Raw genomic sequence first — 16487 nt, 5'->3', positions numbered from 1 at the left:
GGGGTGGTACCGCGGTGACCGTGCGAAGGGCACGGTGATCGTCCCCGTGCCGGAAGACACAGGCACGGAGGTATCAACGCTGTGACCGACAATCACGCTGCATCGGATCGCACCCCGGAACCCACGGCGACGCCGGCGGAAGGCAGCGGGTATCCCCGAGTGGACTACGGGCTCCCGCGCGATTCCGGCGTCGACTTTCCCGACCTCGAGGAACGGGTCCTCGCACACTGGGCGAAGGACGACACGTTCCGGGCGTCGCTCGAGCACCGCGCCGGCGCCGAGGACTACGTGTTCTACGACGGCCCGCCGTTCGCGAACGGTCTGCCGCACTACGGCCATCTCCTCACCGGGTACGTCAAGGACCTCGTGCCGCGGTTCCAGACCATGCGCGGCAAGAGGGTCGATCGCCGATTCGGGTGGGACTGCCACGGACTTCCCGCCGAGCTCGAGGCGGAGAAGCAACTCGGCATCACCGACAAGTCGCAGATCGACACGATGGGTCTGGCGGAGTTCAACGAGTACTGCAAGCAGTCGGTGCTGCGGTACACGGGCGAGTGGCGCGACTATGTCACCCGGCAGGCCCGGTGGGTCGACTTCGACAACGACTACAAGACGCTGGACCTGGACTTCATGGAGTCGGTCATGTGGGCGTTCAAGTCGTTGTACGACAAGGGCCTGATCTACCAGGGTTTCCGCGTGCTGCCCTACAGCTGGTACGAGCAGACTCCCTTGTCCAACCAGGAGACCCGTCTCGACGACGCGTACAAGATGCGTCAGGACCCGGCCGTCACCGTGGACATGGTGCTGCGGGCACCGGGCAGCGAGCTCGACGGGGCGAACGCGCTGATCTGGACCACGACGCCGTGGACGCTGCCGTCCAACCTCGCGATCGCGGTACACCCCGACATCACCTATGTCGCGGTGCGGGCGGGCAGCGGTGACGAGGCCAAGACCTATCTGCTCGCGAAGGACCGGCTCGGCCATTACAGCCGCGAGCTCGGAGACGAGCCGGAGGTGCTCGCCGAGTACACCGGAGCGGATCTGGTCGGTCTCGCGTACGAGCCGCCGTTCGATTTCTTCGTCGGCCGGGACAACGCGCACCAGGTGATCGCCGCCGACTACGTCACCACCGACTCCGGTACCGGAATCGTCCACCTCGCACCGGCTTTCGGTGAAGAGGACATGGAGTACTGCCAGCGCAACGGCATCGAACTGGTGCAGCCGCTCGACCCGGGTGGCAAGTTCACCTCGATGGTGCCGCCGTACGAGGGCCTCCAGGTCTTCGACGCCAACCCGGTCATCATCAAGGACCTCAAGGCCGCCGGAAAACTCTTGCGCCACGAGACGATCGAGCACTCGTACCCGCATTCCTGGCGTTCGGGCCAGCCACTGATCTACATGGCGGTGCCGTCGTGGTTCGTCGCGGTCACCGAGTTCCGCGACCGCATGGTCGAGCTGAACAAGCAGATCACCTGGGTGCCCGAACACATCCGCGACGGACAGTTCGGTAAGTGGCTCGAGGGTGCACGCGACTGGAACATCAGCCGGAACCGCTACTGGGGCAGCCCGATCCCGGTCTGGGTGTCGGACAACCCGGAGTATCCCCGAGTGGACGTCTACGGCTCGCTCGACGAACTCGAGCGTGACTTCGGCGTGCGGCCCGACGATCTGCACCGGCCCATGATCGACCTGCTCACCCGGCCCAATCCCGACGATCCCACCGGGGCGTCGACGATGCGCCGGGTTCCCGAGGTGCTCGACTGCTGGTTCGAATCGGGCTCGATGCCGTTCGCGCAGGTGCACTACCCGTTCGAGAACACCGACTGGTTCGACTCGCACTTCCCCGGCGATTTCATCGTCGAGTACAACGGGCAGACGCGCGGCTGGTTCTACACGCTGCACGTCCTCGCGACCGCGCTGTTCGACCGTCCGGCGTTCAAAACCGTTGCTGCCCATGGCATCGTCCTCGGCGAGGACGGCCTCAAGATGAGCAAGTCGAAGGGCAACTACCCCGACGTCAACGAGGTGTTCTCCCGCGACGGCTCCGACGCCATGCGGTGGTTCCTCATGTCGTCGCCCATCCTGCGCGGCGGCAACCTGGTCGTCACCGAGCAGGGCATCCGCGAGGGCGTGCGACAGGCGCTGCTGCCGCTGTGGAACGCATGGAGCTTCCTGCAGCTGTACGCGTCGACCCCCGGAACGTGGCGCACCGACTCGTCGAACGTCCTCGACCGGTACATCCTGGCCAAGCTGGCCGAGACCCGCGACGTCATCACCGACGCGCTCGAGGCCGTGGACATCGCCGGTGCCTGCGACGAGTTGCGCACATTCTGTGACGCACTGACCAACTGGTACGTGCGACGGTCCCGCTCGCGGTTCTGGGACGAGGACCGCGACGCGATCGACACCCTGCACACGGTCCTCGAAGTCGTGACGCGGCTCGCGGCGCCGCTCCTGCCGCTGGCCACCGAAGTGATCTGGCGTGGGCTGACCGGCGAGCGCTCGGTGCATCTCGCCGACTGGCCCACCGCGGAGGAACTGCCCGCCGATCCCGCGCTCGTCACCGCGATGGACGAGGTCCGCGGTGTCTGCTCGACGGTGCTGTCGCTGCGCAAGGCACAGCATCTCCGCGTGCGGCTGCCGTTGCCGCTCGTCACGGTCGCGACACCGGGCTCGGCGCACCTCGAACCGTTCGTCGACCTGATCAAGGACGAGGTCAACGTCAAGAAGGTCGTGACCACCGACGACGTGGAAGCGCACGGCCGCTTCGAGATCGCGGTGAACGCACGGGTCGCCGGACCGCGCCTCGGTAAGGACGTCCAGAAGGTCATCAAGGCAGTCAAGGCAGGGGACTGGACCGAGTCCGAGGACGGCGTCGTCACCGCAGCCGGCATCGAGTTGCTGCCGGAGGAGTACACGAGCAGGCTCGTCGCGGCGGAACCGGAATCCACCGCCGCACTGCCCGACGGCAACGGGCTCGTCGTCCTCGACACGGCCGTGTCCGAGGAACTCGAGGCGGAGGGCTGGGCCAAGGACCGCATCCGGGAGCTGCAGGACGCGCGCCGCAACCTGGGTCTGGATGTGTCCGACCGGATCTCGGTGCAGTTCGAGGTTCCCGCAGACCGCGCCGAGTGGGCGGCCCGGCACCGTGATCTGATCGCCGGTGAAGTCCTCGCGACGACGTTCGACCTCGGCCCCACCGGACCGGACGCGATCGAGCTGGGTGAAGGAGTCCGCGCGTCCATCACCAAGGCGTGAATGCGCGGGCGGGCAGGCGTGAGCGCGTCGGTGTGGGGCTCTAACCTGGAGACGTGCCCGCCTCCGTGAGTCGGCGCTGGGTTCTGCACCTGGACCTCGACGCGTTCTTCGCGTCCGCCGAGCAACTGACCCGGCCGACCCTTCGGGGTCGGCCGGTGCTCGTCGGTGGGCTCGGTGCCCGCGGCGTCGTCGCGGGCGCGAGTTACGAGGCTCGTGTGTACGGCGCGGGCTCCGCCATGCCGATGAGCCGCGCACGCCGGCTCATCGGAGCGTCGGCAGTGGTGCTGCCACCGCGGGGGGTGGTCTACCACCACCTGAGTTCGGTCGTGTTCGAGACCTTGCGTGCCCACGTCCCGGTGCTCGAGACCTTGTCCCTCGACGAAGCGTTCGCCGAACCGACCGGACTCGCGGGAGCGTCCGCCGCCGAGGTCGAGCGGTTCTGCACGGAACTGCGCGCACACGTGCTCGAGCGCACCGGACTGGTTGCCTCCATCGGGGCGGGTTCGGGAAAGCAGATCGCCAAGATCGGGTCGGGTCTCGCGAAGCCCGACGGACTTCTCGTCGTTCCGCCCGACGAGGAATTGGCGCTGCTGCACGGTCTTCCGGTCCGCAAGCTGTGGGGTATCGGACCGGTCTCGGAAGAGCGGCTGCGCAAGCTCGGAATCGACACCATCGGCGATCTCGCATCGATGCCGGTCGCGGAAGCCGCGTCCGTCCTCGGGCCCACCGTGGGCCCGGGGCTGCACCGGCTCGCCAACGGGCACGACGACCGGCCCGTCGCGGAGCGGGCCGAAGCCAAACAGATCAGCGCCGAAACCACCTACGCCACCGACATCGTCGCGCTCCCGGACCTGCGACGCGCCATCTCGGCGAGTGCGCTCGCGGCGCACACCCGGCTGTGCAAAGACGGTCGTGCCGCGCGCACGGTGGTGCTCAAGCTGCGGAAATCCGACATGTCGGTGCTGACCCGGTCCTCGACGCTGCCGTACGCCACCGAAGACCTGCAGGTGCTCACCGCGGCCGCGCAACGGCTCTCCCTCGACCCGCTCGACATCGGCCCGATCCGCCTCGTCGGGGTCGGCTTCGCCGGATTGTCGGCGTCGGTGCAGGACACCTTGTTCCCGGAACTGGACCGGTCGGACGGCGATGCGCCGGACACCGTCGCCGACGACGCGGATCTCCCGGCGATCGCGCCGGTGCTCGCGGACCGGTGGCGTCCGGGAACGGATGTGTTCCATCCCGAATACGGGCACGGGTGGGTGCAGGGAGCGGGCCACGGGGTCGTCACCGTGCGATTCGAGACCCGCTCGACGGGACCGGGACCCGCTCGTACACTCCCTGAAGACGACTCGCGTCTCGAGATGGCCGATCCGCTGGCGAGCTTGAACTGACACGGGTTCTCACTACCCTCACGGTGTTCTTACTACCGCCGGGTACTGTTGCGGACGATCGCAACCGGATGAACCGGGCACGAATACTCGTGCACGACCGAGAAACGAGAAGGACGACAAGTTGAAGCTTCGCAAGATCACCGTGGCCACGGTGGCGCTCGCCGCCGCCCTCACGATGTCCGCCTGCAGCTCGGATGACGGAGGTAGCACCGAGACCACCGCGAAGACCACGACGGCAACCACGACGACCGAGGTCGTTGCGGACTACCCGCCCGTCCCGACCCCGGAGGAACTGCAGGCCTCGCTCGACCGCGCGTTCGACGAGACCGTGCCCGCCGAGGAGAAGACCGACCTGGTGCAGGGCGCCGAGCTCGATCCCACCCTGATCGACCAGGTCGCCATCGCTGCGAAGCAGGCCGGTGCGGTGATCACCATCATCGACGTCAACGACAACGAGAACGGCACCGCCACCGCCGGCATCGAAACCCAGCTCGGCGACCAGGTCGCCACCGGCACCGTCGATTTCGTCGCGGAGGACGGTGTCTGGAAGCTGTCGAAGAACAACGCCTGCGGCATCGTCGCGGCCGCGCAGCTGCAGACCCCTGCCTGCCCCTGATATCCCTGCCCGACCCTGATACAAGGGTTAGGCACAGAACGGTGCCCTACGCGGATTTCCGCGTAGGGCACCGTTTTTCGCTGTTCGGACCCGGTCAGTTCTCGGGGGAGTGCCATTCCACGCGGTCGACCTGCGACTGCGCGAGCCGGGTGGTGGCGTCGGGGTCGACGTAGACCTGGTCGCCCGACAGCACGAGTGTCCCCTCGACGGGCAACGGAAGCATCGGATCGAATGTCATGCTGCCTTCCCCGGCCATCGTGTAGTGCTCGATGTCGAGTTGGCCCTGTCCGTTGGGCAGCATCCACACCGAGCCCTGCGGTGTCTGCTCGACCCGGACGTCGACGGTGACGCGCTCGTCGTCGTCGGAGACCAGCGTGGCGGTGCTCACCTGGTCGATCGTGACGCCGGCGCTCATCACCTGCTGACGGATCTGCCACACCGCGCCCACGCCGATCTCGGCGTCCGGGAACGAGACCATGCGGTACACGGACTGATAGAACGCCTGCTCGATCGCGGAGCGGGCGACGTTCGCCGTTTCCACCGTCGGCGCCAATCGGAGTGCACTGATCGCGCCGGTCGGGGCGACCGTCAGCCCGGCCCGGGAGCCGGCAGCGTCGGCGAGCGCCGACGCGAGCATCGGATCGGGCGACGTCCCTTCGCCGAGAACGATGTCGACGAGCGTGCTCGGCTGGGTGTCGGAGACCGCCTGCGTCACCGACGCGGCGAGGGGAAGGTTGAGTTCGGGAGTGGAGAAGTCCTGACGTGGCTCTTTGTCGATCTGCTGGAACACCTCCGAGCGGGTGGTCAGCACGACGTTCTGCTCGACGTCGGCCGGAGGTGCGAGCCGCACCACCGCGCGGGGCTCGCTGCCCGCCTCCAACACCGTGGTCGTCACCGCGGATACGGGCACCGTCACCTCGGAGGATGTCGCCGCGGATGTAGCAGGGGCGCCCTCCGAAGAATCGCCGCATCCGGTGACGAACGCGGCGAGGGAGAGAACGGCGGCGAGGGCACACGGCCTCGGGTGAGGGAATCTGGACAGCACAGGCACATCACCAGGGTAGCCACGGCGGGAGGGGTGACCGCTCACTCGTGCGGGTAGGGGATGATGTAAAGGTGACTGACGAAGCTTCCCGCCCCGATCCCGCGGGCGATCCCGCTGTGCCGAGGGCGGTGGAGACGCCCACACCCGACGCGGTAGCGGCACCCCTGCCCGACGCGGTAGCGGCACCCCTGCCCGACGCGGCAGAGGAACCCTTGGACGGCGCGGTGAAGTCCCCGGTCGGTCGTCGGGCGACCCGCGCCCTCTTCGTCCTCGCGTTCCTGATCTACGTGGCGGACCTCGTGACGAAGGTGCTCGCCGTCCGCTTCATCGATCCTGCCGATCCGGTGTCCATCGTCGGCGACACGGTGACGCTCACGCTCGTCCGTAATCCCGGTGCCGCGTTCTCCATGGCCACGGGCATGACCTGGCTGCTGACCATCGTCGCGATCGGCGTGGTCATCGGCGTGATCAAGATCGGGAGGACACTGCAGTCGCGCTGGTGGGCACTGGGCCTCGGCCTGGTACTCGGCGGGGCGCTGGGCAACCTCACCGACCGCCTCTTCCGTTCCCCCGGCCCGCTGCAGGGTCACGTGGTGGACTTCGTGTCGGTCGGATGGTGGCCGGTGTTCAACGTCGCCGACTCCGCGATCGTGTGCGGAGCGATCCTCCTCGTCGCGCTGACCGTGTTCGGTATCGAGCCGAACGGCAGCAGGTCCACGAAATCCGACACCACCGGAAAGGAAAGCCGCCAGTGAGGGAAACCCGGTCGATGCCTGTACCCGACGGGCTCGACGGGATGCGTGTCGACGCCGGCCTCGCCCGCCTGCTCGGTTTGTCCCGTACCGCCGTCGCCGCACTCACCGAGGAGGGCGCCGTCCTCGTGGACGGGACGCCCGTCGGCAAGTCCGATCGTCTCTCGGCCGGGTCGTGGCTCGAGGTCGAACTCCCCGAGCCGCCGCGTCCGCTGACCATCGAGCCACAGCCCGTCGAGGGCATGGAAATCCTGTACGCCGACGACGACATCGTCGCGGTCGACAAGCCCGTCGGGGTGGCGGCGCACGCGAGCGTGGGGTGGACCGGGCCGACCGTCATCGGCGGTCTCGCAGCCGCAGGGTTCCGCATCTCCACGTCCGGTCTGCACGAACGGCAGGGCATCGTGCACCGTCTCGACGTCGGGACTTCGGGGGTGATGGTCGTGGCGACCTCCGAGCGGGCCTACACCGTGCTCAAACGCGCCTTCAAGCAGCGCACCATCGACAAGCGGTACCACGCGCTGGTGCAGGGCCACCCGGATCCGAGCAGCGGCACCATCGACGCACCCATCGGCCGGCACCGCAGCAGCGACTGGAAATTCACCGTGGCCGCGGACGGCAAGCCCAGCGTCACCCACTACGACACCATCGAAGCGTTCCAGGCCGCGAGCCTGCTCGACGTCCACCTCGAGACCGGCCGCACGCACCAGATCCGGGTGCACTTCTCGGCGTTGCGGCACCCGTGCTGCGGCGACCTCACCTACGGTGCCGACCCGCGCCTCGCGGCCAGGCTCGGTCTCGAGCGCCAGTGGCTGCACGCAAAGTCGCTGGGGTTCGCGCACCCGACCCAGGGGCAGTGGATCGAGATCGAGAGCAAGTACCCGGCCGATCTGGAACACGCACTCGACGTGCTCCGCAGCGCCTGACCGATGAGGCGCGCGCTCCCGTGGGCGGCTGTCGCCGTCCTCGTTCTCGCCGTGCTCGTCGCAGGGTGGCTCTCGCCCGTGCGGCCCGCCTCGGTACGGAGCGACGGCCTCGGTCCGGACAGCGGTGAACTCGTCGCCGACTATCTCGCACGCGCCGACGCGAGCCTTGCCGACGCGGAACGCGAACCGGACGCCCCGCACTGGGGCCTGATCTCGTTCGAGCGGGAGGTCGACACGGCCGCCGTCGCGGCTCTGCCCGGGCAACTGCGGATCGCGCAGGTGTTGTTTCGCGTTCCGATCGACCGAGTGCAGACGCCGCTCGTCCCGGTGGCAGTGTCGGCGCACCCGGAGGCGCTGCGCAAGGCTCCGCTCGTGGCGGCGGGACGGTTGCGTCTCCAGTCGTCCGGTCCCGACCGGGCCGCGCGGATCGCGGCGGTGTCGGCGGACCGGCTGGCCGCGGGCTGTGCCTGCGTCGTCGGCGTCGCGGTGCGGGGCACCGCCGCACAGTTGCGTGCCGCCGCCGACGACCCGGCAGTACGCGCGGTGGAAGTACTCCCGTCCGATGCCGTCGCGGGACGTTTCTCCCTGATCCCGCTGCTGCCCGAGCATGCCGAGACCGTCGTGCCCGGCCCGGACGACGCCGAACCCTGAGATCGTCCGCCCTCGGCGTGAGCCGGGATCGTCGCAGCCGTACGGTGTCCTCGTGAACCGCCCGACCGCTCCCGTTCTGCGCACAGGCGTGCTGTGCGGCCTCGGCGCATACCTGTCCTGGGGGCTTTTTCCCGCCTTCTTCGGGCTTCTCGCGCCGGCCGGTGCCATCGAGATCCTCGCGCACCGGGTGCTGTGGACGCTCGTGCTCATGGTCGTCGTGCTCGCCGTGATGGGCAGGCTCGGTTCGCTGCGCGGCCTGTCCCTGCGCACCTGGGCACTCGTCGCGGCGGCCTCGGCGGCGATCGCGGTCAACTGGGGCACCTACATCTACGGGGTCACGTCGGGGCGCGTCGTCGAAACCGCACTGGGGTACTTCATCAATCCGCTCGTGAGCGTGCTGTTCGGCGTGCTGTTCTTCCGCGAGCGGCTGCGGCCGGCCCAGATCGCTGCGCTCGTGCTCGCGGTGTGTGCGGTCCTGGTCATCACCGTCGACTACGGGCGGCCCCCGGTCCTGGCGCTGACGCTGGCGCTGTCGTTCGCGTTGTACGGAGTGATCAAGAAGGTCGTGCCACTCGACCCGAGGACATCGCTGGCGGGGGAGGGCGTGGTCGCGGCTCCGTTCGCGCTGGGATACGTGATCTTTCTCGCTGTGACGGGGGCCGGCACCTTCCTCGGTTTCGGTGCGGGTCACACGGCTTTGCTGATGTCCGCGGGGGTGGTCACCGCCGTGCCGTTGCTGTTGTTCGGGGCTGCCGCCCAACGCGTTCCGCTGGCTACGCTGGGGATGTTGCAGTACCTGACGCCCAGCCTGCAGATGGCGTGGGGGGTGCTCGTCCTCCACGAGGACATGCCGGCGTCGCGGTGGATCGGTTTCGTCCTGATCTGGGTGGCGCTTGTGGTGTACAGCACCGACGCGCTGATCCGGTCGCGTCGTGGGCGCGCCGCGGTCAAGGCTGTCGGTAGCTCGGCTTAGACTCGTCGGTGCCCACAGACATCCCGGGAGAGGCACGCGTGGCTGACTCGTTCGTTCATCTGCACAACCACACCGAGTACTCGATGCTCGACGGCGCCGCCAAGGTCGGCCCGTTGTTCGCCGAGGCGCAGCGGCTGGGGATGACGGCCGTCGGCATGACCGACCACGGAAACATGTACGGCGCCAGCGAGTTCTACAACGTCGCCAAGAAGTACGACATCAAGCCCATCATCGGTATCGAGGCATACGTCGCACCCGGCTCCCGCTTCGACACCAAGCGTGTCAAGTGGGGCGACCCGAGCCAGAAGTCCGACGACGTCTCCGGCTCGGGTGCCTATACCCACATGACGATGGTCGCGGAGAATGCCGCCGGCCTGCGGAACCTGTTCAAGCTGTCCTCCCTGGCCTCGATCGAGGGACAGTTGGGCAAGTGGGCGCGCATGGACGAAGAACTCATCGCGTCGCACGCCGAGGGCATCATCGCCACCACCGGCTGTCCGTCGGGCGAGATCCAGACCCGCCTGCGGCTCGGCCACGACCGCGAGGCCCTCGAGGCCGCAGCGAAGTGGCAGGAGATCTGGGGCAAGGACAACTTCTTCCTCGAACTGATGGATCACGGTCTGTCCATCGAACGCCGGGTCCGTGAGGGCCTGCTCGAGATCGGCAACAAGCTCGGTATCCCGCCGCTGGCCACCAACGACTGCCACTACGTGACCAAGGACGCCGCGGAGAACCACGAAGCGCTGCTGTGCATCCAGACCGGCAAGACGCTCTCCGATCCCACCCGGTTCAAGTTCGACGGTGACGGCTACTACCTCAAGTCCGCCGACGAGATGCGCGCCATCTGGGACGCCGAGGTGCCCGGCGCGTGCGACAACTCGGTGCTGATCGGCGAACGCGTGCAGCCGTACGACGACGTGTGGACCCACCGCGACCGCATGCCGATCTTCCCGGTGCCCGAAGGCCACACCCAGGAGAGCTTCCTGCGCCACGAGGTGATGCGCGGACTCGACCGCAGGTTCCCGTCCGGCCCGCCGCAGGAGTACCTCGCACGCGCCGACTACGAGATCGGCGTCATCAACGAGATGGGCTTCCCGGCCTACTTCCTCGTCGTCGGCGACCTGATCAATCACGCTCGGGAGGTCGGTATCCGGGTCGGACCCGGTCGTGGTTCGGCCGCGGGTTCGCTCGTCGCCTACGCGATGGGCATCACCAACATCGATCCCATCCCGCACGGACTGCTCTTCGAGCGATTCCTCAACCCCGAGCGCGTGTCGATGCCCGATATCGATATCGACTTCGACGACCGCCGCCGCGGCGAGATGGTGCGGTACGCCTCGGAGAAGTGGGGCACCGACAAGGTGGCGCAGGTCATCACGTTCGGCACCATCAAGACCAAAGCCGCGATCAAGGACTCCGCCCGAGTGCAGTTCGGGCAGCCCGGCTTCGCCATCGCGGACCAGATCACCAAGGCGCTGCCGCCGCCGATCATGGCGAAGGACATCTCGGTGTCCGGCATCACCGATCCGAGCCACGAGCGGTACAAGGAAGCCGTCGAGGTGCGCGCGCTGATCGACTCGAACCCCGACGTGCGGAAGATCTACGAGACCGCGAAAGGCCTCGAAGGCCTGATCCGTAACGCAGGCGTGCACGCCTGCGCGGTGATCATGTCGTCCGAGCCGCTGATGGACGCGATCCCGCTGTGGAAGCGTGCGCAGGACGGCGCGATCATCACCGGCTGGGACTACCCGTCGTGCGAGGCCATCGGCCTGCTGAAGATGGACTTCCTCGGGCTGCGCAACCTCACCGTGATCGGTGACGCGATCGAGAACATCAAGGTCAACCGCGGGATCGATCTCGATCTCGACACTCTTCCGCTCGAAGACCCGGCGACCTACGAACTCCTCGCGCGCGGCGACACCCTCGGCGTGTTCCAGCTCGACGGCAGCGCCATGCGCGATCTGCTGCGCCGCATGCAGCCCACCGGCTTCGAGGACATCGTCGCCGTCCTGGCGTTGTATCGCCCCGGCCCGATGGGCATGAACGCCCACAACGACTACGCCGACCGTAAGAACGGCCGGCAGCAGGTCACCCCGATTCATCCCGAGCTCGAGGAACCGCTCAAGGAGATCCTCTCCGACACCTACGGTCTGATCGTCTACCAGGAGCAGATCATGCAGATCGCTCAGAAGGTGGCCGGTTATTCGCTCGGGCAGGCCGACATCCTCCGGCGCGCCATGGGTAAGAAGAAGCTCTCGGTGCTCGAGGAAGCGTATGCGGGCTTCCGGGAAGGCATGCTGAAGAACGGCTTCTCCGAGCCGGCGATCAAGGCCCTGTGGGACACGATCCTCCCGTTCGCGGGTTACGCGTTCAACAAGTCGCACGCAGCCGGCTACGGTCTCGTCTCCTTCTGGACGGCGTACCTGAAGGCGAACTACCCCGCCGAGTACATGGCGGGTCTGCTCACCTCGGTCGGCGACGACAAGGACAAGGCCGCGATCTACCTGTCCGACTGCCGCAAGATGGGCATCACCGTGCTGCCCCCCGACGTCAACGAGTCGCACACCAACTTCATGTCGGTGGGTGAGGACATCCGGTTCGGGCTCGGCGCGGTGCGCAACGTGGGCACCAACGTCGTGGCATCGATCATCAAGGCCCGTGAGGAGAAGGGGAGGTTCACCGACTTCTCCGACTACCTCGACAAGATCGACACGGTCGCCTGCTCGAAGAAGGTCACCGAATCTCTCATCAAGGCAGGCGGTTTCGATTCGCTCGGGCATCCCCGTAAGGGATTGATGCTCGTGCACGCCGACGCGATCGACGCGGTGATGAGCACCAAGAAGGCCGAGGCCATTGGCCAGTTCGACCTGTTCGGCGGCGCCGACGCCGACGAGTCGGTCGCGTCGGTGTTCAACGTGAAGATCCCCGACGAGGAGTGGGACAGCAAGCATCGTCTCGCGCTCGAACGCGAGATGCTCGGTCTCTACGTCTCGGGGCATCCCCTCAACGGTGTCGAGCACGTACTCGCCGCCCAATCCGACACGCACATTCCGGCGATCCTCGAGGGCGGGTTCAAGGACGGTACGCAGGTCACCGTCGGCGGCATCCTCGCGTCGGTGAACCGGCGCATCAACAAGAACGGTCTCGCGTGGGCGTCGGCTCAGCTCGAAGACCTCACCGGCGGCATCGAGGTGCTCTTCTTCCCGCAGGCCTACGCCGTCTACGGCATGGACGTCGTCGAGGACTCGGTTGTGCTCGTCAAGGCGCGGGTCTCCGTCCGCGACGACCGCATCTCGTTGATCGCCAACGACCTCGCCGTACCCGACCTGTCCCAGATCGGGGTCGCGAAACCGGTGTCGGTGTCGATGCCGACACGGCTGTGCACTCCCGACAAGGTCGGGGCGCTGAAGAATGTGCTCACGAGGCATCCGGGGACGGCCGATGTGAACGTGCGACTGATCACGGGGAGCAAGGTCACGGTGCTCCGACTCGACGACAGCCTGCGCGTCGAACCCTCGTCCGCGCTGATGGGTGACCTGAAGGCGCTGCTCGGTCCCAGCTGTCTGGCGACCTGACCGGGGACTCGGCACCGGGCTCCGGGGTCGGGGTGTTCCAGCTGTTGTTCCGCGACCGCGGCACACCGCAAAGCCGGAGTCGGGCCCGAGCCGCGCAACCCCTACACCGAGCTGCGCGATGCGCTGGTGGCTCGGGATAGACGAGAAGGCCCTCGCGCTCGAAGGCCCCGGTAGCGGGGTAGTTGTCGACAGTGGGCGATTCGGCAGCCCCCGCCGAATCTGGCACCGCTGCCACAGAAGATCGCCGCGCAGCCGCACTGCGGGGTCTCGTGTGCGCCACCCACCGACCCGGCGAAAGCTCGCCGTACGTGAGACTGCGCGTCAACACCCGATTCCTGATCGGGATCATCGCTGCTCCCAGCGGCGTCGCCGATGCCCTCGACCGCATCGACCTGTACGAACCGACGACACGGTGCCGGCCGCGGTCAACGACAGCATCGTCGAGTGCAGCCATATCAGGCGAGCCCGCCGACCCCGAAAACCGGATAGCGTTGCAGCCCTTCTCGACTGCTTACGCGCCCGGTTCTGGATTGACTCTGCATGCAGGATCGGGTGCGGATTCGAGACCAGAAGATGAGTGACCGCCCATGCGTGGCTCGCTGGTTCGGGCAGACCGCGGCTGCTGCGCATGCGCTGCCGCAGCGGCAGCCAGTGCGGACAGCAGGGCGTCGCGTCCGCTGCGATCGGGTGCGACCTCGACCCCGGCCTCGTTGCGGCTACCCGGTCGGTTTGGGTTCACATCGGGGTCGGCGACGTGTGTGCGGATGAGAGCGGCGAGACGGCCCGGCGCGATCGTGAGGCCGTCGACCGGGCGGCGTCGGTCGATCATCGACACCAGAGCGAACAGTGCCTTGGCCGCATCGCCACGGGCACCCTTGTGTGGAGTGTCGAGCTTCCACTCGGGGAGCCGATCCCGATACTCGTGGGCGATGACCAACAGGGCGCACAGATCCGTGACGTCCTTCGGTGCGAGGCGGCTGCGCCAGGCAAGCGCTTTGAGCACGACCGCCTGCTCGACGTCGGGGACCGGCACCTCGAACAGCAACGTCTCGGAGGTGGTCAGGCGTGCGCGGACCCGCACGTCGAGCGCGTCGGTGGCGAGCACGAGATTCAGGCCGGGAATCGCATGGAATCCTCGGCCGTCGTACTCGATCTTCGCCAAGGGTCGTCCGCTGGTGCTGGGGACCAGCAGGTCCACCGACAGTGGGGTCGCCGAGCCGGAGGGCGCTTCGTAGTGATTCCCTGTCACCAGCCGGTATCCGCGTTCGACGAGCGCGTCGTGCAGAGCGCTGTCGGCAGCGGCGACGGTGTCCATGCCGGCGTCCGCGTCGGCGGTCACCCGAGCGACCGAGTCGGTCGTCGGATAGATCCGGTTGAGCAGGTGCACCATGTGCCCGCCGATCACCCGATAGTTGCTGCCGTAGGCCGCCGCCGCGAGATCGGCGAGGGCGCGCAGCCCGCGATCGGCCGCGTTCGATGCGGCAAGGACTTCGACCTCTATCACAGTGCACCCTTCTTGATCGCGGCGAGCAGGTGCTCGGCGGCCTCGTGTGCGTCGGCACCGGAACTGTGGAGCACATCGTGCACGGCGATCAGCGGATCGGCCAGCAGTGCCGGTTCGCCCGCTGCGGCGGCGGTGCGCCACAGTGTCGGATCCGCCGGCACGGTGACCGCCAGCGTATGGGCCTCTGCGGAGGCGGGACCGAACCCGGCCGTGGCCACGTCGACGAACTCCGGGACATAGAGCACGGCCTGGGCCGGTAGACGCCACGGTGCGTACACGTCCGCGGCCGCATCCCCACTGAGGAGGGCGGTGACACCCCGGTCGGTGCAGAACTCCACCGCGGTGGCCGCTTGGGCGAGAACCGGGTCCGCGCCGTACCAGTACGTCGTCGCACCGCCCGGGCCGGGATAGTCGGCAAGATAGTCCTCGAGCAGTGCCTCGCGGGAGTCGGCGACCCAGCCCGCGGGGGTCCGGTGCACGTGAGGGCACTGTTGCAGCGCCAGCGACACCGCCTGCTGGGTGACGTCCAAAGTCGCTGCGAGTTCTCGTTGGGGCATCGGCTGGTCGGTCAACAGGAGCAACCGTTCGATCGCCCAGCGGGTCCACGGTTTGCGGCCGCGGGCCGGGTGCCCGGCGGACGCGGGCCGGGGGGCGGATTCGGGTGCCACCGGGTAGCGGGTGCCACCGAGCACGATCAGATTCTCACCGGGGGCGATCACGTCGACTTCGCCATCCAAGGCGAGAGTGCGCAGGTGCGGGGTGGCGTGTGGTGTGACGATCAGCAGGTGGCGAGCCGGGATCGGAGTTTTGCGAAGGGCGGTGAGCGTGTGTGGGGTGGGGGGACGCCGCCGCACTCGCACGATGGTGGACCGCGTACGGCCGTCGGGAAGCGTCAGGTCCAGCTCGTGCAGGGAGCCCGACGCGATGCGGATGCCGGCTCGGCGCAGCAGTTCTACCGCGTTGGTGAGGAGCTGTGCTGTCTCTTTCATGCTGGTTCGCCCCCTCTGCCTGAGGATACAAGCATAGATGAAAATACCTGCCTTAGCTTGTATCGCTCAGCAAATCCCTAGGGACGGAGCGGTGACGCAGGGGTAGTAGGCGCTGGCTCCGACGCTGCGTTTAGACGCCAGATGCATTGCCGGATCAGCGGAGGTTGTTGTGCACGACGCGGTCGATCGGTTCGTTGGTACTCACCCCAGACGTGGCTAGCTCGAGTGACCCTGTCGATGACAGGACTGCGATTCCGTGGATGCCCACCCACAGGGCGGCGGCCACCTCTGCCGGGTCCGGCGTGGTCGTCGACTGTTGAACCAACCGGAGCACCTCTCGTTCCGGTCGCGATCACTGGAACCACGCCCGATCGCAGCGTGCCGTGGTGGCGTCGTCGGATGGTGGTCGAGGCCCTCGAACCGCTGGATCTGTCCGTCTATCGGAGAGCCGGCGTCGACGGCGTACGCGCAGCCACTGACGCCGTGATGGCCGCGATCCGGTCCCGAACAGGACAGGAATACGTCGACACCTACGCCAAGGGTTGGGTGCCACCGGCTGCCAGTCCTGAAGCGGCGTGACCAGCAAGGAGTCGCTATGGGTTGCTCTCGCGGTGGCCTGTCACGCGAGCCGACACCAACGCCATCTCGTCGACGGCACTTGTGTCGAGGTCATCGGTTCCTATCTCCAAATCCCAAGTTGCCCCATCGATGACTTCGCGGGCAATGTTGAGGTGTCCGAGATGACAGCTGGTCTCCCCGAGGAGATGCACAACACCCCTTGAGCGCGGATGTGGTGACGCGCTCGAA

12 protein-coding genes are annotated in these 16487 nt (G+C 67.6%); 9 read left to right on the top strand and 3 right to left on the bottom strand.

The annotated features are described in order from the left end of the window. Window positions 1-159: 159 nt before the first annotated feature. The 3 genes from ileS (at window position 160) to HF877_RS05410 (ending at window position 5265) form a co-directional block, all read left to right on the top strand. Window positions 160-3258, top strand: coding sequence for an isoleucine--tRNA ligase (ileS, locus tag HF877_RS05420; RefSeq protein WP_346765079.1), 3099 nt, complete (start codon window positions 160-162; stop codon window positions 3256-3258). Between the two features lie 53 nt (window positions 3259-3311). After that, window positions 3312-4649 carry a DNA polymerase IV gene (locus HF877_RS05415; RefSeq protein ID WP_346765068.1) on the top strand — a complete coding sequence of 446 codons (1338 nt, stop codon included), beginning with the start codon at window positions 3312-3314 and terminating at the stop codon, window positions 4647-4649. A 121-nt stretch (window positions 4650-4770) separates the two neighbouring features. Beyond that, window positions 4771-5265: a hypothetical protein gene (locus tag HF877_RS05410; RefSeq protein ID WP_169620152.1), complete on the top strand. Its 495-nt coding sequence runs from the start codon at window positions 4771-4773 to the stop codon at window positions 5263-5265. A gap of 94 nt (window positions 5266-5359) precedes the next feature. Here HF877_RS05410 and HF877_RS05405 read toward each other — a convergent pair whose 3' ends face one another. Further along, on the bottom strand, window positions 5360-6316 hold the full coding sequence (locus tag HF877_RS05405) for a hypothetical protein (RefSeq protein WP_169620151.1): 957 nt from the start codon (window positions 6314-6316) through the stop codon (window positions 5360-5362). Between the two features lie 206 nt (window positions 6317-6522). Here HF877_RS05405 and lspA point away from each other — a divergent pair, with 206 nt between their 5' ends. From lspA to dnaE, 5 genes are read left to right on the top strand one after another with little or no spacing between them, the layout of a single operon-like run. Then, window positions 6523-7065 (top strand): signal peptidase II, encoded by a 543-nt coding sequence (lspA, locus tag HF877_RS05400; protein ID WP_240952056.1) that lies wholly within the window; start codon window positions 6523-6525, stop codon window positions 7063-7065. Window positions 7066-7079: 14 nt separating this feature from the next. After that, window positions 7080-7988 carry an RluA family pseudouridine synthase gene (locus HF877_RS05395; RefSeq protein ID WP_206036640.1) on the top strand — a complete coding sequence of 303 codons (909 nt, stop codon included), beginning with the start codon at window positions 7080-7082 and terminating at the stop codon, window positions 7986-7988. A gap of 3 nt (window positions 7989-7991) precedes the next feature. Beyond that, entirely contained in the window at window positions 7992-8639 is a 648-nt protein-coding gene (locus HF877_RS05390) for a hypothetical protein (protein WP_169620149.1), read from the top strand. Between the two features lie 52 nt (window positions 8640-8691). Further along, on the top strand, window positions 8692-9612 hold the full coding sequence (gene rarD, locus HF877_RS05385; protein ID WP_346765067.1) for an EamA family transporter RarD: 921 nt from the start codon (window positions 8692-8694) through the stop codon (window positions 9610-9612). A 38-nt stretch (window positions 9613-9650) separates the two neighbouring features. After that, window positions 9651-13187, top strand: a complete 3537-nt coding sequence (dnaE, locus tag HF877_RS05380) for a DNA polymerase III subunit alpha (protein ID WP_169620147.1) — start codon at window positions 9651-9653, stop codon at window positions 13185-13187. 511 nt (window positions 13188-13698) lie between these two features. On the opposite strand, the gene HF877_RS05375 is transcribed toward dnaE, so the two are convergent. Beyond that, complete coding sequence (locus tag HF877_RS05375) at window positions 13699-14691, bottom strand: hypothetical protein (protein WP_169620146.1); 993 nt, start codon at window positions 14689-14691, stop codon at window positions 13699-13701. Beyond that, window positions 14688-15680 (bottom strand): hypothetical protein, encoded by a 993-nt coding sequence (locus HF877_RS05370; protein WP_169620015.1) that lies wholly within the window; start codon window positions 15678-15680, stop codon window positions 14688-14690. The genes HF877_RS05375 and HF877_RS05370 overlap by 4 nt, the downstream gene beginning before the upstream one ends. A 399-nt stretch (window positions 15681-16079) precedes the next feature. Here HF877_RS05370 and HF877_RS05365 point away from each other — a divergent pair, with 399 nt between their 5' ends. Beyond that, entirely contained in the window at window positions 16080-16259 is a 180-nt protein-coding gene (locus HF877_RS05365) for a hypothetical protein (RefSeq protein WP_169620145.1), read from the top strand. Window positions 16260-16487 lie beyond the last annotated feature (228 nt).

The organism is Rhodococcus sp. BL-253-APC-6A1W (assembly GCF_012843405.1).
GTDB lineage: Bacteria > Actinomycetota > Actinomycetes > Mycobacteriales > Mycobacteriaceae > Rhodococcus.
The sequence above is the reverse complement of the archived record's forward strand: the minus strand, read 5'-3'. Positions and strand labels throughout refer to the sequence as shown.

Excerpts from the sequence above, each read along its gene's own strand:
- HF877_RS05370 (WP_169620015.1), bottom strand. The coding sequence starts at position 15,680 with ATGAAAGAGACAGCACAGCTCCTCACCAACGCGGTAGAACTGCTGCGC.
- HF877_RS05390 (WP_169620149.1), top strand. The coding sequence starts at position 7,992 with ATGAGGCGCGCGCTCCCGTGGGCGGCTGTCGCCGTCCTCGTTCTCGCC.
- HF877_RS05365 (WP_169620145.1), top strand. The coding sequence starts at position 16,080 with ATGGTGGTCGAGGCCCTCGAACCGCTGGATCTGTCCGTCTATCGGAGA.
- HF877_RS05395 (WP_206036640.1), top strand. The coding sequence starts at position 7,080 with ATGCCTGTACCCGACGGGCTCGACGGGATGCGTGTCGACGCCGGCCTC.